The following is a 17,956-nucleotide window of genomic DNA, read 5'->3' on the forward strand; positions in this document are numbered from 1 at the left end:
GATGAAGGTCGTCACCGAGCTGCGGGCTTTCGTCCGGGCGGCCCTCGTCGACCCCGTCCCCCGCGACCACACCGAGCCGGACTGGGCGTTCCGCCGCCGGAGGGTCGTCGCCGTCGTCACGCTGCTCCTCGGTGCCGGCGTCCTCGCGTGGGCGCTGCGGATCGAGCCGGGGGACGCCACGTTCTACGTCGCCACCTTCGCGCTCGCCGGCGTGTGGGCGGTCGGGGCGTTCGCGTCCGGACCGCTTCACCTCGGGCGCGCGCACACCCGCGGCGGGAGCGGCGAGAGCCGGGCGGTCGTGCAGTCGCTCGCGATCGGCGGGATGCTCCTCGCGCTCTTCCTCGCCGGCGCTGTGCTCGTGGCCCAGGTCCCGTTCCTGCGCGACCCGGTGGAGCAGCTGCTCGACCACGCGTCGGTCGGCTCGCTCGCCGTCGTCGCCGCCGTGACCGCCGTGAACGGGGTCGCCGAGGAGCTGTACTTCCGCGGCGCGCTGTACGCGGGCGTCGGCCGCCGGCACGCCGTGGCGGTGACGACCGTGGTCTACGCGCTCGTCACGGCGGCGTCCGGCATCCCGCTGCTCGTGCTCGCCGCGGTGCTCGTGGGTCTCGTCGTCGGCCTCCAGCGACGGGTCACCGGGGGCATCCTCGGCCCGATCGTCACGCACCTCACGTGGTCGCTCGGGATGCTCTTCCTCCTCCCACCCGTGCTCGACCGTCTCTCCTGAGAGGGGACCCATGACCGCCGTCCTCTGGCTGCGCCGGGACCTGCGCCGCCGCGATCATCCCGCCCTGCTCGCCGCCCGGGACGCGGCCGGCGACGGCGACCTCGTCGTCGCGTTCGTCGTCGACCCCCGGTACTGGGACGGCGGCGGGCCGGTGCGCAACGCCTGGCTCGCGGCGAACCTCCGGGCTCTCGACGACGCCCTGGACGGCAACCTCACGCTGCTGCACGGCGACCCACGGCAGGTCGTGCCCGGGCTCGCGTCACGGGTGGGCGCGTCGTCGGTGCACGTGACGCGGGAGACCACCCCCGGCGGGGCGCGCCGCGACGCGGCCGTCGCCGAGGCGCTCGGGAAGGACGACGTCGAGTGGGTCGAGACCGGCACGCCGTACGCCGTCGGGCCGGGGCTAGTCGTCAACGGCTCGGGTGACCCGTACAAGGTCTTCACGCCGTTCGCCAAGGCGTGGCGCCGGCACGGGTGGCCGGAGCCGGCCGCGACCCCGCGCGAGCTGCCGCTGCGACACGCCCGCAACGACGCCGACGCCACCGCGGCGCTGGACGCCGCGCTGTCCGCGTCCGACCTCCCGGAGCTCCCGACGCCCGGCGAGGAGGCGGCACTGCGGCGGTGGCGCGCCTTCCGCGACGACGACCTCGGGGACTACGCCGGGTCGCGCGACGACCCCGCCGCCGACGCCACCTCGCGGATGTCGCCGTACCTCAAGCTCGGTGTCGTGCATCCGCGGACGCTGCTCGCGGAGGTCGCAGACCGCTCCGGGAAGGACGTCGAGACCTTCCGCGACGAGCTCGCCTGGCGGGAGTTCTACGCCGACGTGCTGCACCAGAACCCGAAGAGCGCCTGGCACGACCTCAAGCCGCTCACCGGGATGCGCTACGACGAGCCCGAGGACGCCGTCGAGGCGTGGAAGAGGGGCGAGACGGGCTACCCGGTCGTCGACGCCGGGATGCGCCAGCTGCTCGCCGAGGGCTGGATGCACAACCGGCTGCGGATGATCACCGCGAGCTTCCTCACCAAGGACCTGCACGTGTGGTGGCCGGTCGGGGCGCGGCACTTCCTCGACCACCTGTGCGACGGCGACCTGGCCTCGAACAACCACGGCTGGCAGTGGGTGGCCGGCACGGGGACGGACGCCTCGCCGTACTTCCGGGTCTTCAACCCGGTGACCCAGGGGCAGAAGTTCGACCCGTCCGGCGAGTACGTGCGGCGCTGGGTGCCCGAGCTGCGGCACCTGTCCGGCAAGGCCGCGCACGAGCCGTGGGAGCACGAGGACGGGTACGCGCACGGCTACCCGAAGCGGATCGTCGACCACGCCGAGGAGCGCCGCGAGGCCCTCGACCGCTACGAGCGCACCCGTCGCTGACCCGCGTCCGTCACGGGTAGGATGGGCGACGACGAGGGGAGTACTTCCCAAGTCCGCTCCGGTCAGTACGGACGCCCCAGCGCGTCCCCGGTGCGGCGCCGCGTCCGCGCGGTGAAGGAGACCTCAGGCCCGATCACCGTGCCCTGAGGAGCGTCATGTCATCCCTCCACACCCTTGCCCTGGCCGCCGAGCCGGCCACCAGCGGGAGCTCCGTCGGGACGCCCCTGCTGTGGGGCGTCACCGTCGCGGGCGTCCTCGCCCTCTTCGCCCTCGACTTCGTCCTCACCCGCACCCCGCACGAGGTGTCGATGAAGGAGGCGGCCGGCTGGTCGGCGTTCTACATCGCCCTGCCGCTGGCCTTCGGCGTCTTCGTGTGGACGCAGCACGGCGGCGACCGCGGCCTGGAGTACTACACCGGCTACCTCGTCGAGAAGTCGCTGTCGGTCGACAACCTCTTCGTCTTCATGCTCCTGCTCGCGGCCTTCGCCGTCCCGCCGGAGCTCAAGCAGCGGGTGCTGCTCATCGGTGTCGCGGGGGCGCTCGTCCTGCGCGGAGTCTTCATCGCGGTCGGCGCCCAGCTGATCGCGATGTTCTCGTGGACCTTCCTCCTCTTCGGCGTCATCCTGCTCGCGACCGCCGTCAAGGTGCTCAAGGACGCCATGTCGCACGAGGCCCACGCCGTCGACATCGGGTCGCTGCGCACGGTCGCGCTGCTGCGCCGCTTCTTCCCCGTCGTCGACGACTACCGCGGCCCGCGGATGACCGTCGTCGAGGGCGGCCGCCGCGCGCTCACCCCGTTCGCGCTCGTCGCCGTCGCGATCCTCGGGACGGACATCGTCTTCGCCGTCGACTCCGTGCCGGCGGTCTTCGGGATCACCGGTGACGCATACCTCGTCTTCGCCACGAACGCCTTCGCCCTCCTCGGCCTGCGCGCGCTGTACTTCGTCCTCGAGGGGCTTCTCGGGGCGCTGGCGCACCTCGGCTTCGGGCTGGGCGCCATCCTCGCGTTCATCGGGGTCAAGCTCGTCCTGCACTGGGCGCACGGCATCTGGCCCGCGACCCCGGAGGTCCCGACCCTCGCCTCGCTCGTGGTCATCGTCGGCATCCTCGCGCTCGTCACGGTCACCAGCCTCGTCGCGAACCGGCGTGCCCGGGAGGCCGGTTCGGACGGCCCCGCCGAGCGACCCGGCGCGGTCGGCTCGGACCGCCCCCGAGGGCGCCGCTAGGTTGGGGACGTGACCGACTCCCCGCCGTCCCGTGCCGTGACCGGCACGGTCTGCTCGGCGGAGGTGCTCGACGAGGGCGCGCTCGTCCTGCGGTGGCAGCCTGCCGGCCACGAGCCGGTGCTCTTCGTCCATCCGACGGTCGGGCCCCGCAGCGGACGGCCCCCGCACGCCGGCGTGCCGGTCTGCTGGCCGTGGTTCGGGCCCGGCCGGGCCGGTGGCGCGCCGTACGGCCACGGGTTCGCCCGGGGCGCCGTGTGGTCGCTCGTCGAGGAGACGCAGCGCGGCGACGCGACCGTCCTGCGGCACCGTCTCACCGAGGCGGACGCCACCGACCCCTTCTGGCCGCATCCCTACGTCCTCGAGCTCACCGCCCACCTCGGTGCTGACCTGGGGCTCGAGCTCGCGACGACGAACACCGGCGACGCCCCCGTGGTCGTCGAGGAGGCGCTGCACGCCTACCTCGCCGTCGGCGACGTGCGCCGGGTGGTGGTCTCCGGGCTCGACGGCGCCCCCTTCCACGACAAGGTCACGGGCACCGACCACGTCCAGGAGGGCGACCTCGTGCTCACCGGCGAGACCGACCGCGTCCATCGCGGCACGCGGCCGGTCACCGTGACCGACCCCGTCCTCGGCCGGCGCCTGCACGTCGAGACCGATGGCGCCGCGAACCGCGTCGTGTGGAACCCGTGGGCCGAGAAGGCCGCCGCGATCGACGACGTCGGCGACCACTGGCACCGCTTCGTCTGCGTCGAGGGCGCGAACGTGCTCGCGGACGCGGTCACCCTCCCGCCCGGGGCGACGCACACCCTCACCTACCGCCTCACCGTGGAGGACCTGTGACGAGCTGGCTCGACACCCCCGCACACCGGACGTGGCTGCAGCGCGGACTCGCCGACGTGCTGACGTTCGCCCTGGGCTCGGTCCGGGCCGACGGCGGGTTCCACTACCTCGACGCGGAGGGCCGCCCGGTGCCCGGTCGTGGGCCGGAGCTGTTCCTCACGGCACGGATGGCGTACGTGGCCGCGCTCGGTGTCCGGCACGGGGTCCCCGGCTCCGGGGAGCTGCTCGACCACGCGATGTCCTCGCTCTCGGGGCTGCACGCCGACCCGGTGCACGGCGGATGGCTCAGCGAGCCCGGGACCGAGACGCGGAAGATGACGTACGACCACGTGCACGTCGGGATGGCCGCGGCGACGGCGGCGAGCGTGGGGCATCCGGGGGCGAGCGCCCTGCTCGAGCAGGTGGCCGAGGTCGTCGACACCCGCCTCTGGGACGCTTCCACCGAGACGCTGCGCGAGTCGTTCGCTCCGGACTGGTCCGACCCGGAGGACTACCGCGGCGCCAACGCGAACATGCACGGCCTCGAGGCGATGCTCGCGATGGGCGACGCCACCGGAGACGCCGTCTGGCACCGCCGGGGGCTCGCCATCGCCGACCGGCTCGTCAACGCGGCCGCCCGGGAGCACGGATGGCTGCTGCCCGAGCACTTCACGTCCGACTGGCGGGTGCTCCTCGACTACAACCGGGACGAGCCGCTGCATCCGTTCCGCCCGTACGGCGCGACCTTCGGGCACTCGCTGGAGTGGGCGCGTTTCCTGCTCCTGCTCGACGCCTCCCCGCTGGTCGAGTCGCCGTCCTGGCTCGTCGAGGGGGCCGAGCAGCTGACCCGCCGGGCCCTCGACGGCGGATGGGGCCTCGACGGCCGCCCGGGCCTGGTCTACACGGTGGACTGGGACGGCACGCCGGTGGCCGACGTCCGGCTGCACTGGCCGGTCTGCGAGGGCATCCAGACCAGCGCGGTGCTGCTCCGGCGCACCGGTGACCCGCACTGGGAGGCCTGGTACCGCCGGCTGTGGGACCACGCGGCGCGCTACTTCGTCGACGAGCGCGGCACGTGGCGCAACGAGCTCGACGACGCGATGGCCGAGGGCGGCCGGATCTGGCCCGGACGCCCGGACGTCTACCACTGCGGCGGTGCGCTGGTCACCCCGCTGGAGGCCTGAACCGACGCCGCGCTGCGCTCGGCCGGGTGCGGAGGTCGCACGGCGCCGGGCCTGGCGACCCGTCAGCCGCCGGACGCGCCGCGGACGAACTCGGCGATGTCGGCGCTCTGCCGGGCGCGGGTCTCGTCGTGGACGTACATCATGTGGCCCGCCGGGTAGTAGCGGTGCTCGATGTTCGCGGAGAGCTCGGGCGGCAGGCCCATCCGCGAGAACGTCTCGCGCGCGGCGAAGTACGGCGTCGCCCCGTCGTGCCATCCGTAGGCCACGTGCACCTTGAGGTCGGGGTTGGCGCGCATCGCCTGCGCCAGCCGCCCGGTGACGTCGACCGACCGGCCCTCGAACTCGCTGTAGGACCACTCCTCGTGAGCGGCCATGGACAGCTGCTCGTAGGGGAGGTCGCTCTCGTAGCCGAGCTCGGTGCGGACGTAGTGGTGCCAGGCCGCGACGTAGGGCCCGACGATGGCGTCCATGCTGGGGTCGGCGTCCATCCGCTCGGCGACGGCGTTGCCGGCCGGGCCGGTGAAGCGGCCGTCGAGCCGGCCCACGACGCGGCGCTGCCGGCGGAGGAGCTCGACGAAGAAGTGCAGGTGCTCGACGCGCAGGTCGCTGAGGTCGACGTACTCCTCGCTGAGGCCGGTGAGTCGGGCGACGGTGCTGACCGCCTCGGCGCGCTCGTCGGCGGTCAGCCGGTCGCCGCGGGACAGCACCCACGGGTAGGTGCGCTCGGCATACCCCTCGGCCTCGGCCAGGACGTCCTCGAACGGCCGGTCGCCGTGCAGGCCGTGGTGGTGGGCGATCGCGGCGTACGTGGGGAGGAAGCCGACGTAGCCGCGGTCCTCGGGCTCGTGCAGGCCGATGGAGCCGAGGTCGAGCACGCTCGAGACGAGGACGACGCCGTTGAGGTACATCCCCCGGCGGGTCTGCAGGTGCTCGGCCACCGCGGCGGCGCGCACCGTCCCGTAGGACTCGCCGGCGACGAACTTCGGTGAGAGCCAGCGGTCGTTGCGGGTGGTCCACAGGCGGATGACCTCGGCGACGCTCTCGACGTCCCCGGTGAACCCGTGGAACGGCTTCGCCTTGCCGCCCTGGACCGCTCGCGAGTAGCCGGTGGAGACGGGGTCGATGAAGACGAGGTCGGTGGTCGCGAGCACAGTGTCGAGGTTGTCGGCGAGCCCGTACGGCGGGGTCTGCAGCGCACCGACGTCGCCGGACACCGCCCGGCGCGGGCCCAGCAGGCCGAGGTGCAGCCAGATCGAGCTCGACCCCGGGCCGCCGTTGAACGCGAACATCACCGGCCGCTCGGTGTCGGCGTGCGGCTCGACGACGTACGAGGTGAGGAAGACCTCCGCCTTCGGCTGGTGCCCGGTGAAGACGCCGTCCTCGTGGACCTCCTCGCGCAGCACCATCCGGCCGGTCGTGGCCGTGTACGCGAGGCGCTTGCGCCCGAGACGCAGGACGTGGTCGGTGGTGACGAAGTCGTCGGTGGGCGGGGCGGGCGCGGTCTCGGTGTCCTTGTGGTCCGCGGAGGGACGGTGCGGGTGGTCGGACGCCGGGTGGTCGGTCATGTCCCGACCCTAGCCGCGTCAGAACAGGCCGAGGCCCTCGGCGATGAGCAGCAGCCCGAAGGCCGCGAAGAGCGCCGCGGCGCCGATCCTGATGGCCTTCTCCGGCAGCGTGCGCCCGAGTACGGCACCGACGCCGATGGCGAGGGCGTCCGCCGCGACCATCCCGACGGTCGAGCCGATCCAGGTGCCGAGCCAGCCCTCCTGGGTGGCGAGCGTGATCGTCGCGAGCATCGTCTTGTCGCCGAGCTCCGCGAGAAAGAACGCCGAGCCGACAGCGACGAGCGCGGTGCCGGTGCTGCGCCGGGCCTTGTCGGCCTCGTCGTCGGTGAGCTCGTCGCCGCGCAGCGTCCAGGCGGCGAAGCCGAGGAAAGCGACGCCGGCGACGATGCCGATGACGCCCTGGTAGCTCTCGAAGGCCGTCCCGACCCACGCGCCGATGCCGACCGAGACGAGGTGGACGACGGCCGTGGCGGCGGTGATCGCGACGAGCACGTCCCGGACGCGGTACCGGGTGGCGAAGGTCATCGCCATGAGCTGGGACTTGTCACCGAGCTCGGCGACGAAGATCACCGCGGTGCTGAGCAGGAACGCGTACACGGGATGGTGGGGTCCTCGCACGGGGAGCTGTCGGCCGAGGGTCACGCTACCCAGCGGTCTCGGGTCGTGACCCGGCGGTCTCCGGCCGTGCTGAAGGGCCCGAGGCGTTCCCCGGGACCTGAGCGGCTCGGCGCTCCCGATGCCGGATCGTCGACGGGCGGGATACATCCGCGCCTGCCGGTCCGCGTCGCGCCGTACGGACCTGCGCGGGTCGCCAGTTCGGTGTATCCCGCCCGTCGTTGCGGTCCGATGCGGTGCAGGGCAGGGTGGACGAGGCCACGGCATAGAGGGGGTGGCCGGGCGTGTTCCATCCATCGACCGTCAACGACCCGCCGGAGGTTGCGCATGTCCGAGCCCACCAGCCCGTCCGTCCGTCCGCGCGAGTGGCGGCTCGTCTCCCGTCCGCACGGCGTGCCGACCGCCGATGACGTCGAGCTCGTCCCGAGCGAGGTCCCCGAGGTGGGGGACGGCCAGCTGAGGGTCCGCAACGTCGTGATGTCCGTCGACCCGTACATGCGCGGTCGGATGAGCGACGCGAAGTCCTACGCCGAGCCGTACGTGCTCGGTGAGGCGATGCACGGCGGCGCCGTCGGTGTCGTCGAGGAGTCGCACGCCGAGAGGTTCGCGGCCGGCGACCACGTCCTGCACGGGCTCGGCTGGCGCGAGGTGGCGGTCCTGGACGGCTCGTCCGCGCGGGTCGTGGACGTCGACGCCGCACCGGCCTCCGCGTACCTCGGGGTGCTCGGGATGACCGGTCTCACCGCGTACGCCGGGCTCACCCGGGTCGCGGCGATGGAGGAGGGCGACGTCGTGTTCGTCTCGGGTGCTGCCGGAGCCGTGGGCGGCGCGGTCGGCCAGATCGCCAAGGCGCTGGGTGCGTCGCGGGTCGTCGGCTCGGCGGGGTCGCCGGAGAAGGTGCGTCACCTGACCGAGGACCTGGGCTTCGACGCGGCCTTCTCGTACCGGGACGGCCCGGTGCGGCGGTCGCTGCGAGAGACGGCGCCGGACGGCATCGACGTCTACTTCGACAACGTGGGCGGCGAGCACCTGGAGGCCGCGGTGGGGTCGCTGCGGCTGAACGGACGCGTCGCGGTCTGCGGGATGATCTCGGTCTACAACGACACCGAGCCGGCGCCGGGGCCGCGCAACCTGTCCAGGCTCATCCAGACGCGTGGGCGCATCGAGGGCTTCCTCGTCGGTGACCACTACGACCTGGCGCGCGAGTACTTCGGCCGGGCGGCGGGCTGGCTGGCCGACGGGACGCTGTCGCTGCGGGAGACCTCGGTCGACGGGTTCGAGAACGCCTTCGACGCCTTCCTCGGTGTCCTCGGCGGGGACAACACCGGGAAGATGGTCGTCCGCCTCTGACATCGGGCGGATGCTCCCTCAGCCGGCCGACCAGGAATGTGCGGTCGGGGCCGCTTCTGGCGCAGAACCGTCCTGCGACGAGTAGTCCGTCGACGACAGGCTCTCGGCGGTGCCAGGCTCGGTGACCTCGGCTTCCGTGGGGGTCGGCCTGATCCTGGGGGGTGGTGCCGACCAGACCTTGAGGTCGTCGAGGACCGACTCGTAGAAGGCATCCACGCCGGAGAGGACGGAGTCGATGAACGCGCCTCGACCGCGGCCCCTCTTGGTACCCATCGGGGTCGACATCGCGACCCGGAAGCTGCGGATCTCCTTCGATGCGTCGAGGACGAGGCAGGCCGGGTCCTCTCGCACCGCACGCAGCAGCTCTGCGGATGTCGCGCCCCGCGAGTGCGCGATGGCGCACTCGACACGGATGGTGTCGGGTGCGTTCTTGAGCTGACGGACGAGCCAGTTGACCCGGGTCGTCGAACGCCCTTCGCGGGGGGCGTCCAGGTCCGCGTGACACGTGACCTGGCCGGCACGCAGGTCCGCGGTCACGGTGAGGTGTGCCGCGGCGTCGGGGATGCGGATCGACCCGCTGAGCTGACCGCTGGACACGAGCTGCTCGGTGAGGGCGGCGGCGCGCACCCCGGGGTCGGCGGACTCCTTGCGGGTGAGGACCGGAACCACCTCGGTCCCGAGCCGACGGCCCAGCGCCAGGCTGGCAAAGCGTAGAAGGGCATCGAACCGCGAGACGACCATGCGGATGCCCTGGTCGTTCGTGCGCAGCGTGCCGGCACCGACAGAGTCGCGGATCGATGTCCAGGAATCGCCCATGTCGTCGAACTCGAGTGCGCCGCTGCGTTTGTGCTCGAGGTATCGGATGAGCTCGCCCAGGATCCAGGCCTGGTCGGGGTCCGCGACCCCACGGAACTCCTTCTGCATGACGGCTTCGGTGAGCACCTGGGACCACGAGAGATGGTGGAGCTCGACCTTGCGCAGCTTCCGGCCGTCGATCTTCGTCGGGTGTTGGCCGGCAATCGCGGGGATCTCGTTGCTGATGGTGATGACTGCGTCGAACCCCTCGGTCCTCGCGATCTCCAGGTAGCTTTCCAGCTGCTCGGTCGTCAGTGCATTGCTGCCCGTCTTGACCTCGACAAGTGATGTCCACGAGCGCGTTCCGCGGGAGACGCGGATGAGGCCGTCAGGGAAGTAGCGCTTCTCGCCATGGACGAACGGGACCTCGATGTAGCACTCGACAGTCCCGGCGGGAGCGCCGAGAGGTTTGAGGAGTGCGCGGTTGAACTCCTTGACCGCGCTGAGAACCGCGAGGAGAGCCGAGGTGGCGCGGCGTTCCTGTTCTTCGGCGCCGTTGATCCCGGATGTAGGAATCAGGCGTGCTTCGTGCCACGACTGTTCGGCCATGTCGCAACCCCTCAGGCGTCGGTGCCCTGCGTTCAGCACCGTACCCGGTTATGCATCCGCTGTACCCCGGATCACTGGGGTGGTGGTTCGCGATGCCAGGAGGCTGGCGAGCGGGACTTCGCGCAGATCAGCGTGTGTCTCAGCCGGCGAAGGCACGGACGAAGCGACCAGGTGGTATGCCGAGGTAGCGGCGGAAGTGACGCGTCAGGTGGGCCTGGTCGAAGAAGCCGGAGTCGGCCGCTGCATCCGCGACGCTCACGCCGTCGAGCAGCCTCCGGCGGGCGATCTCGAGGCGGCGGCCGACGAGGTACCGGTGGGGCGTCATGCCTACCTCGCGCTGGAACGCCCGCACGAGTGCCGCAGGGGTGGAGTCGAGCTCGGCGGCGGCCTCGGCGAGAGTAACCCCGGTGACGGCGCGCTCGTCGAGGATGGCCCGCAGCCGGGAGACACGCCCGGCTTCCCGGCGCAGTGGTGTCGGGGCCGGGCCACCCCAGCGCGCTACGAGCCGCCCGGCGAGCAGGGTGAGGCGCTCCTCGGCGTCGGTCGTGTCGACCCCGGTGGCCGCGGTGAGCAGCGCCGTGTGGAGGTCGCTCACCTCCCGGACCAGGTCCCGGTCACCGTCGAGCGGGGTGGTGAGCACACGGTCGAGGGGCACGCTCGCGAGGACGTCGGGGGCGAGGTAGACGACGCGCTTGCGGAAGCCTGCGTCCGACGCCGCGGCGCCGTCGTGCGGCACGTGCGGCGGCAGGAGGGTGACGGCGGCCTGCGGCGCCAGCTGCTCTCGACGGTCGAGGTGGTAGACGACCGCCCCCTGGTCGACGACCATGAGCGTCCACGCGTCGTGGGTGTGCAGCGGGTAGGCGTGCGAGCGGGCCGGGAAGTGCGCGCGGAGCACCTCCCGAACCCCCGGCACGGCTGGGCGCGCCGGCCGGAGGACGGGGGCGTCGGGCATGTCAAGAACGTACAAGCCCAAGTGGGGTGCTCGCCCCGACGATGGGTGGATGAGCGACCTCCTCGTGCCCCCCTTCGCCACCAAGATCGCGGTCGTCGTCCGCGACGACCTGCAGTCCTGGCAGCGGCTGAACGTCACAGCCTTCCTGGCCAGCGGGATCGCGGCGGTCCTGCCCGAGCTCGTCGGCGAGCCGTACCGCGACGCGGACGGCACCGGTTACCTGCCGCTCCTCGGCATGCCCGTGCTCGTATTCGAGGGCCCGGGTGCCGTGCTGACGGCGGCCCGGGATCGGGCGCTCGGCCGAGGGCTGCCGCTCGCGGTCTTCACGTCCGAGATGTTCTCCACCGGGCATGACGCGGCGAACCGCGGTGTGGTGGCAGACGTGCCGGGCGCCGACCTCGACCTCGTGGGGCTGGCCCTGCACGGCCCGCGAAACGCCGTCGACAAGGTGGTCAAGGGCACGCGGATGCATCCCTGACGCCGGAGTGCGGGTCACCGGCCGCGCAGGACGTCGTGGAGCTGTCGGCACGCGTCGGCGATCGCTGCCTCGGCCGCCGGTTGCACCGCCGCAGGAGTGGAGGACTCGGTGAGCACCGACACGAGGATGCAGTGTCCGTCCGCGTGCTCGACGACGCCGACCTCGTGCCTGAGGTTGAGGACCGTCCCGGTCTTGGAGGCCCAGACGGCCGAGTCCGACGCGAAGTCCGGCCAGAGCCGCTGATGGTGGACGTTGCCCGACAGGAGCTCGCGCATCCGCCCGCGGACCCGGGGGTGCACGGGGCCGGTCTCGGACCAGATCCCCTCCATCAGGTGCGCCATGGACCGGGCCGTGCCCGTGTTCGCGCGGGCGACGTCGAGCTGGCGGACCCAGTGCCCGGAGCTGGACGTCCGGCCCGTGGTGGCGAGCACCTGCGACGGCGGGGCGTCGCGGCCCTCGACCCGGGGGACGTCGCCCAGCTCCTCCAGCCCGTGGCGGACGTGGATCCCGTGGAGCCCGTGCTCCGCGAGCCAGGCCGTCACCGCGGCAGGGGGGTACCGGTCGAAGAGGACGTCGGCGGCGATGTTGTCGCTCAGGCACACGGCGAGGTACACGAGGTCCTCGAGGGAGACGGTCGCCTCGTGCCGGAAGCGGCTCAGCCCCGGCCCGCTCCGGCCGCCGGCAGGCGCCGGGACGCGCACCTGCTCGGCCGGGTCCAGGTCGCCCCGTCGGAACGCGTCGAGGACCGCCAGCGCCAGGGGCACCTTGACGAGCGAGGCCAGGGGCATCTCGCGGTCCGGGGCGTGCCGGATCTCGGACCGGGTGTCGAGGTCGCGGACCACGAGGGAGGCGCTCAGGCCGGCCGCGTCGAGCTGCCGTTCCACCCGGGCGAGGACGCGGGCGGCGCCCTCGGGTGCAGGTCCTGAGCCGGGCGGCGTCACGGCGCGCCCGCCGTCCCGGCCGCGGGGGATACGGCGCCGAGGAGGTCCTGGAGGATGGGCCCGAGCGCCGGGGCGACGGTGCCGAGCCGCGGGTCGCTTCCCGCCAGCCGGTACCCGCGGGACAGTGCCGGGCGGAGCGGTGACCAGGAGAGGCCGAGACGTCGCGCCTCGGCGGCAGAGGTCACCAGGCGGTCGTTGCTGCCCAGGACGCGGGCGAGCGCCTGGGCCGGGTGTCCTGCCACGGCCACCTGCGAAGGGGCGAGCCCGACCGCTGCCGCGGCGGCCTCGAGCGGGTCGCGCACGTGGGGGGCATCGTCCTCGGGCAGGACCCACACGGTCGGCCGGCGGGAACCGCCACCACGACCGGTGCGCAGCTGCTCGAGGCGGGCCGTGGCCGGGCCGTCCACCGCGGATGCGAGACCGAGCGGGATGCGCCACGTGCCTGCCTCCGCCACGCAGGGGAGCAGGGCGACCCGGCTGCCGGTCTCCAGGGCGGCTCGCCGGTGGTCGGGCGCCGCCGACGAGACGTCGAGGTCGACCCCGGCGTCCTGCGCCGCGAGACACAGGTCGGCGAGGTCGGCGATCTGCCAGTGGTCCGGGACCAGGAGCTCGACCGGCTCCGAGAGCGCCGCGTCGGCGATCGCGTCGATGCGCTGAGCCACCTCGAGGAGACGACGCACCTCGGGGAGCAGCCGCAGTCCCACGGGTGTCACGGTGAGCCGACGGTGTGAGCGGTCCACCAGCTGCGTCCCGAGGTGGCGTTCGAGGGCGCCGACCCGTCGGCTGGCGGCCGACTGTGACAGGCCGGCGGCCTGCGCACCCGTCGTGAAGCTCGAGCGCTCGGCCACGTGGAGGAACGCGTGCGCTGCCGCGACGAGGTCCATGAGGCGGATGGTATGCGCTGGTCGCATGAGACCTGCGACTGGTGACTTGGACTGCATGCGCACCGCCGCCGGACAGTGGACCGCATGGACATCACATCGACTCACCTGCGTGCTGTCGGCTGGGGCCTCGCGACCGCCGCCCTCGCCGCCGCCTCGGCCACGGCCGTGTCGCCCGTCGCCTCGTCCGGCACGCCTGCGCCGACGACCTCGTCAGCCACCGGCGCCGCGCCCGGCCCCGGCTCGGACGGCGTGCGTCGTGAGCTGCGGGCGCTCGAGCGGGAGCGGGGTGCGCGGCTGGGCGTGTTCGCCGTCGACACCGGCTCCGGGCGGACTGTCGCCTACCGCGCCGACGAACGCTTCGCCATGGCGTCCACGGTGAAGGTGCCGGTGGCAGCGACCGTCCTCGAGAACCTGTCGACGCTCGAGCTGGAGCGGCGCGTGTTCTGGACGGAGGAGGACCTCGTCGCCTACTCGCCCGTGACCGAGACGTTCATCGCCGACGGGATGACGGTCCGGCAGCTCGTCGACGCGGCACTGACCCAGAGCGACAACACCGCCGCCAACCTGCTCTTCGAGATCGCGGGGGGCCCGGCGGCGGTCGACAGACGTCTGGCCCGGCTGGGCGACGACGTGACCTCCGTGGACCGCGTCGAGCCCGAGCTCAACGACTGGCGGCCGGGCGAGACGCGTGACACGAGCACTCCGCGCGCCCTGGCCGGCACGCTCGGGCGGCTCACCCTGGGCGGGGTCCTCGACGAGGAGGACGAGTGGATCCTCAACGACGAGCTCGGTGACAGCCTGACCGGGGCCGGGCTCGTCCGCGCCGGCGTGCCGGAGGGGTGGCCGGTCGGGGACAAGAGCGGCACGGCCTCGTACGGCACCCGCAACGACGTCGCGGTGGTGCGCCCGCCCGGCGAGGCCCCGTGGCTGGTCGTCGTGATGACGTCCCACGCCGAGGCCGACGCGGAGACCGACAACGAGCTCGTGGCCCGGGCGTCCGCCATCGTCACGGAGGCGCTCACGGCCGACGCCCCCGCTCGCTGAGGCGGGACGGTGCCGGGCCCGGCTCGGGTCCACGGCGAGCGCGGCGAGGGTGCCCTCGTGGGTGACGACCACGTGGAGCGCGGGTCAGCGGCCAGGAGGCTCCCAGCGGCCGTCGGGGCGGATCGCCGTCGTGATGCGCCGGCTGATCTCGCGCAGCTGGCGCGTCTGGGCCGCGGTGAGCGGGTCGAAGACCAGCCGGGTGACGGCCTCCACGTGCCCGGGGGAGGCGTCGGCCACCTTCCGTCGGCCGGACGCCGTGAGCGTCGCCCGGGTGTAGCGGCCGTCGTCCGGGTCGGTGGAGCGGTGGACCCAGCCCTTGCCCTCGAGTCGGGTCACCGCCCGGGACAGCCGCGACAGCGTGCTGTTGGCGTGGTCGGCGAGGGTGCTCAGCCGCAGGGTCGAGTCGGTGGCGTGGGACAGGGCGAAGAGGACGCCGAACTCGAAGTGGCTGAGCCCGGCGTCGCGCTGGAGCTGGGCGTCGAGGGCGCCGGGCAGCCACTCCAGGAGCGTCGCGACGCTGCTCCAGGTGGCGAGCTGCTCCTCCCCGAATCCGGCTGAGGTCGTGGTGCGCGACATGCGGCGATGCTACGTGAGCCGCGGCTGGAGCGACTTGACCGAGCAAGCATCTCGATGTGACGATTCACTTGCCTGAGCAAGTCATATCGACGGTGGAGGACGCGAGAGATGGACGTACGGCTGGACGGGAAGCGGGCCTTCGTCAGCGGGTCGACCCAGGGGATCGGGTTCGCGGTCGCCCGCGCGATGCTCGCCTCCGGGGCGGCCGTGACCGTCAACGGGCGGAGCCGGGCCCGCGTGGAGGAGGCGGTCGAGCGACTGCGGGTGGCGGTGCCGGACGGCGAGGTGTCGGGGGTCGCGGCCGACGTCGCGGACCCGAAGAGCGTCGACGCACTGATGCGGGGCCTGGGTCCGGTCGACATCCTGGTCAACAACGTCGGGATGTTCGGGGTCGCGCCCTTCGGTGACGTCACGGACGACGAGTGGCAGGCGTACTTCGACGTCAACGTGATGAGCGGGGTGCGCCTCAGCCGGCACGTCCTTGACGCGATGCTCGGCGCGGGGTGGGGTCGGGTGGTGTTCGTGGCCAGCGAGTCCGGTGTCGACGTGCCCGGTGACATGATCCCGTACGGCGCCAGCAAGGCGGCGATGCTGGCGGTGGCCAACGGTCTCGCCAAGCTCACCCGCGGCACCCAGGTGACCGTCAACAGCATCCTCGGCGGGCCGACGTACTCCGACGGTGTCGCCGCGGTCGTGTCCGGGATCGCCGCGGCGCAGGACGTCCCGGAGGAGGAGCTCAAGCAGGGCATCATCGCGGGGCGCGGGACCTCGCTCCTGCAGCGGTTCATCGAGCCGGACGAGATCGCGGACCTGGTCGTCTACCTGTCCAGCCCTCGGTCGTCGGCCACCAACGGGGCTGCCCTGCGGGCGGACGGTGGAGTGCTGACGACCCTGCTGTGAGTCGGGGGTGTGGCTGCAGGGGCCTGGTGCGGGAAGGCCGTGTCAGGCGGACTCCGGCAGGGTGAGCGAGTTCAGCGCGGCGAGTAGCCCCGCCTCCGACATCTCGCCGGCCTCGGCCTCGCGGACGATCGGCCCGCTGCGCATGAGCAGCACCCGGTCGCACAGCTCGGCGAGCTCGAGCATGTCGGTGGAGCAGACGACCACGGAGGACCCGCCGGCCGCGAGCCGCCGGACGATGGCGTGCAGCTCGGCCCGTGCCCCGACGTCCACCCCGCGGGTGGGGTCGTCCAAGAGGAAGAGAGTCGGCTCGAGCTGGAGCCACTTGGCGAGGACGACCTTCTGCTGGTTCCCGCCCGACAGGGAGGAGACGGTCGTGTCCACGTCGCCGCGGATGGGCAGCTCGTCGACCGCGTGCTGCCAAGCGCAACCATCGGCGTGGCGCAGTCAGGGTCCAAGTGCCCCGATGGGGACAACGACGACACCGTCCTCACGCGTGTAGCCGTACCCGCCGGTGGCGGTGATGACTCCCAGCACGGCTGGTTCGCCTACCTTGGCAGTATCGACTTTGGTCGCGAACTTGAGGAGCCCGATCGCCGCGTCGTCGATGGCCTTCTCGCCACCCAGTTTGACTTCGAATGCACCCCATGCGCCGTCCCGCGCCTGGACGATGAGGTCGACCTCGAGTGAGTCGCTGTCTCGGTAGTGATGGATGGTCGCGTCCAGAGTGGTGGCATAAACGCGCGCGTCTCTGACAACCAAGGACTCGAAGAGCAGGCCGAGATAGTTCAAGTCGTCCAGAAGGCGTTGAGGGCCTGCGCCGACGGCTGCTGCTGCCAAGGAGGGGTCGATGAGGTGCGTTCGGCTCGCCGTCCGCAGAGTGGCGCGAGAGCGCAGATGAGTGCTCCACGGTGGCTGTTCCTCCAGGATGAGCAGCCGCCTGAGTGCTTCTAGGAAGTCGTAGACGGTGGTTCTGGCGAGGGTGCCCTCCTCGCCTTCGACCTCAGCCGCGAGTCTGGCGACCTTCTGCTCCATGGCGATGTTGCGAGCCAGTGCCTGGATGAGCCGTTGGACCAGAGTCGGACTGCGGCGGATTCCGTCGAGTCGAGAAATGTCGACTTCGGCGACGGTGCGCACGTAGTCCGCGTTGGCTTGGGCGGCAGCCCGCAAGGGCAGCGGCAGGTTGAGTGGCCAACCTCCCCGGACGATGAGCTTCGCAACATCGGGAAGAGTCAGGCCGGCTGTGGCGGTCGGCCGTTCGCCGGCGAGAAGCGCCGTGAAGGACATTGCTCCACTGGAGTGCCCGCTTTCGAACAAACTCATGGGTCGCATGATGAGGCGGGCGAAGCGGCCCGCGCCGGTGTGGCGTCTGGTGTCGTCCTCTGGCACCGCTGATCCCGTGAGGACGTATTGACCGGGAGTTGCGCGCCGGTTCACCTCGCTGCGGACGTGGTTCCAGACGCGGGTGGCTTCGAGCTGCCATTCGTCGACGAGTTGGGGCGGCTTACCGTTGAGCACGAGGGACGGATCGATCCGGAGTGCTTCCAATGCGCCGTGATCGGTGTCGAGGTAGACCTGGCTAGTGGTGAACTGTTCACCCGTGAAGGTCTTGCCGCAGGCCTTGGGTCCTTCGATGAGGACCGCCCCCGCGGACTCCAAGCGCAGCTTCAAGACGTCGTCAAGGACTCGCGGCCGATAGTGGCCTGCTGGCTCGTTCGACTTGTTCACCACCGCAGACTACACTCTGCGACACTTCTGGGAGTCACTATATGGGATCCACAGACTCCACTCTGAGTGCTCACGAGGCTACACTTCAGTTACTGTCAACCAAGAGCCGATCGCCTACGGGCGTCCGGACGTCATCAGTGCCTTGCTCGTGGGGCTCATGGCCGCGCGAGATCTTCAGGGCACCTTGGCGCGGC

Annotated in this window: 18 protein-coding genes; 9 read left to right on the forward strand and 9 right to left on the reverse strand. The window is 72.2% G+C overall.

What is annotated here, in order from left to right:
- Position 1 precedes the first annotated feature (1 nt).
- From JQN72_RS02275 to JQN72_RS02295, 5 genes are all read left to right on the forward strand, one after another.
- A complete protein-coding gene (locus JQN72_RS02275) occupies positions 2-724 on the forward strand; it encodes a CPBP family intramembrane glutamic endopeptidase (RefSeq protein WP_204133539.1) in 723 nt (240 codons plus the stop codon).
- Positions 725-734: 10 nt separating this feature from the next.
- Entirely contained in the window at positions 735-2,099 is a 1,365-nt protein-coding gene (locus tag JQN72_RS02280) for a deoxyribodipyrimidine photo-lyase (RefSeq protein ID WP_204133540.1), read from the forward strand.
- A gap of 155 nt (positions 2,100-2,254) precedes the next feature.
- Positions 2,255-3,325 carry a TerC/Alx family metal homeostasis membrane protein gene (locus JQN72_RS02285; protein ID WP_204133541.1) on the forward strand — a complete coding sequence of 357 codons (1,071 nt, stop codon included), beginning with the start codon at positions 2,255-2,257 and terminating at the stop codon, positions 3,323-3,325.
- A 9-nt stretch (positions 3,326-3,334) separates the two neighbouring features.
- Positions 3,335-4,165 carry a D-hexose-6-phosphate mutarotase gene (locus JQN72_RS02290; protein ID WP_204133542.1) on the forward strand — a complete coding sequence of 277 codons (831 nt, stop codon included), beginning with the start codon at positions 3,335-3,337 and terminating at the stop codon, positions 4,163-4,165.
- A complete protein-coding gene (locus JQN72_RS02295; RefSeq protein WP_204133543.1) occupies positions 4,162-5,328 on the forward strand; it encodes an AGE family epimerase/isomerase in 1,167 nt (388 codons plus the stop codon). The genes JQN72_RS02290 and JQN72_RS02295 overlap by 4 nt, the downstream gene beginning before the upstream one ends.
- 62 nt (positions 5,329-5,390) lie before the next feature.
- On the opposite strand, the gene JQN72_RS02300 is transcribed toward JQN72_RS02295, so the two are convergent.
- Both JQN72_RS02300 and JQN72_RS02305 read right to left on the reverse strand, forming a co-directional pair.
- On the reverse strand, positions 5,391-6,893 hold the full coding sequence (locus tag JQN72_RS02300; protein WP_204133544.1) for a S10 family peptidase: 1,503 nt from the start codon (positions 6,891-6,893) through the stop codon (positions 5,391-5,393).
- 18 nt (positions 6,894-6,911) lie between these two features.
- Complete coding sequence (locus JQN72_RS02305) at positions 6,912-7,490, reverse strand: TMEM165/GDT1 family protein (RefSeq protein WP_204133545.1); 579 nt, start codon at positions 7,488-7,490, stop codon at positions 6,912-6,914.
- Positions 7,491-7,835: 345 nt separating this feature from the next.
- Here JQN72_RS02305 and JQN72_RS02310 point away from each other — a divergent pair, with 345 nt between their 5' ends.
- Entirely contained in the window at positions 7,836-8,858 is a 1,023-nt protein-coding gene (locus JQN72_RS02310; protein WP_204133546.1) for an NADP-dependent oxidoreductase, read from the forward strand.
- Between the two features lie 18 nt (positions 8,859-8,876).
- On the opposite strand, the gene JQN72_RS02315 is transcribed toward JQN72_RS02310, so the two are convergent.
- Both JQN72_RS02315 and JQN72_RS02320 read right to left on the reverse strand, forming a co-directional pair.
- The gene (locus JQN72_RS02315; protein WP_239099990.1) at positions 8,877-10,262 is read right to left on the reverse strand and encodes a hypothetical protein; all 1,386 of its coding nucleotides are present in this window, start codon (positions 10,260-10,262) and stop codon (positions 8,877-8,879) included.
- 139 nt (positions 10,263-10,401) lie between these two features.
- Positions 10,402-11,214 (reverse strand): AraC family transcriptional regulator, encoded by an 813-nt coding sequence (locus JQN72_RS02320; RefSeq protein ID WP_204133547.1) that lies wholly within the window; start codon positions 11,212-11,214, stop codon positions 10,402-10,404.
- Between the two features lie 49 nt (positions 11,215-11,263).
- Between JQN72_RS02320 and JQN72_RS02325 the strand changes: the two genes are divergently transcribed.
- The gene (locus JQN72_RS02325) at positions 11,264-11,692 is read left to right on the forward strand and encodes a DUF2000 domain-containing protein (RefSeq protein WP_204133548.1); all 429 of its coding nucleotides are present in this window, start codon (positions 11,264-11,266) and stop codon (positions 11,690-11,692) included.
- Positions 11,693-11,706: 14 nt separating this feature from the next.
- Here JQN72_RS02325 and JQN72_RS02330 read toward each other — a convergent pair whose 3' ends face one another.
- Both JQN72_RS02330 and JQN72_RS02335 read right to left on the reverse strand, forming a co-directional pair.
- A complete protein-coding gene (locus JQN72_RS02330) occupies positions 11,707-12,576 on the reverse strand; it encodes a serine hydrolase (protein ID WP_307812372.1) in 870 nt (289 codons plus the stop codon).
- A 53-nt stretch (positions 12,577-12,629) separates the two neighbouring features.
- Positions 12,630-13,517 carry a LysR family transcriptional regulator gene (locus tag JQN72_RS02335; protein ID WP_204133550.1) on the reverse strand — a complete coding sequence of 296 codons (888 nt, stop codon included), beginning with the start codon at positions 13,515-13,517 and terminating at the stop codon, positions 12,630-12,632.
- An 84-nt stretch (positions 13,518-13,601) separates the two neighbouring features.
- Here JQN72_RS02335 and bla point away from each other — a divergent pair, with 84 nt between their 5' ends.
- Positions 13,602-14,561, forward strand: a complete 960-nt coding sequence (gene bla / locus JQN72_RS02340) for a class A beta-lactamase (protein ID WP_204133551.1) — start codon at positions 13,602-13,604, stop codon at positions 14,559-14,561.
- 84 nt (positions 14,562-14,645) lie between these two features.
- Here the strand turns inward: bla and JQN72_RS02345 are convergent, their stop codons facing one another.
- Positions 14,646-15,137, reverse strand: coding sequence for a MarR family winged helix-turn-helix transcriptional regulator (locus tag JQN72_RS02345; protein ID WP_204133552.1), 492 nt, complete (start codon positions 15,135-15,137; stop codon positions 14,646-14,648).
- Between the two features lie 108 nt (positions 15,138-15,245).
- On the opposite strand from JQN72_RS02345, the gene JQN72_RS02350 reads away from it, so the two are divergent.
- Positions 15,246-16,037, forward strand: coding sequence for an SDR family NAD(P)-dependent oxidoreductase (locus JQN72_RS02350; protein WP_204133553.1), 792 nt, complete (start codon positions 15,246-15,248; stop codon positions 16,035-16,037).
- Positions 16,038-16,079: 42 nt separating this feature from the next.
- On the opposite strand, the gene JQN72_RS02355 is transcribed toward JQN72_RS02350, so the two are convergent.
- Both JQN72_RS02355 and JQN72_RS02360 read right to left on the reverse strand, forming a co-directional pair.
- The gene (locus JQN72_RS02355) at positions 16,080-16,481 is read right to left on the reverse strand and encodes an ATP-binding cassette domain-containing protein (protein WP_255541700.1); all 402 of its coding nucleotides are present in this window, start codon (positions 16,479-16,481) and stop codon (positions 16,080-16,082) included.
- A complete protein-coding gene (locus JQN72_RS02360; RefSeq protein ID WP_204133555.1) occupies positions 16,482-17,762 on the reverse strand; it encodes an ATP-binding protein in 1,281 nt (426 codons plus the stop codon).
- Positions 17,763-17,956: the final 194 nt, after the last annotated feature.

Source organism: Phycicoccus sp. CSK15P-2, from assembly GCF_016888005.1.
Taxonomy (GTDB): domain Bacteria; phylum Actinomycetota; class Actinomycetes; order Actinomycetales; family Dermatophilaceae; genus Phycicoccus.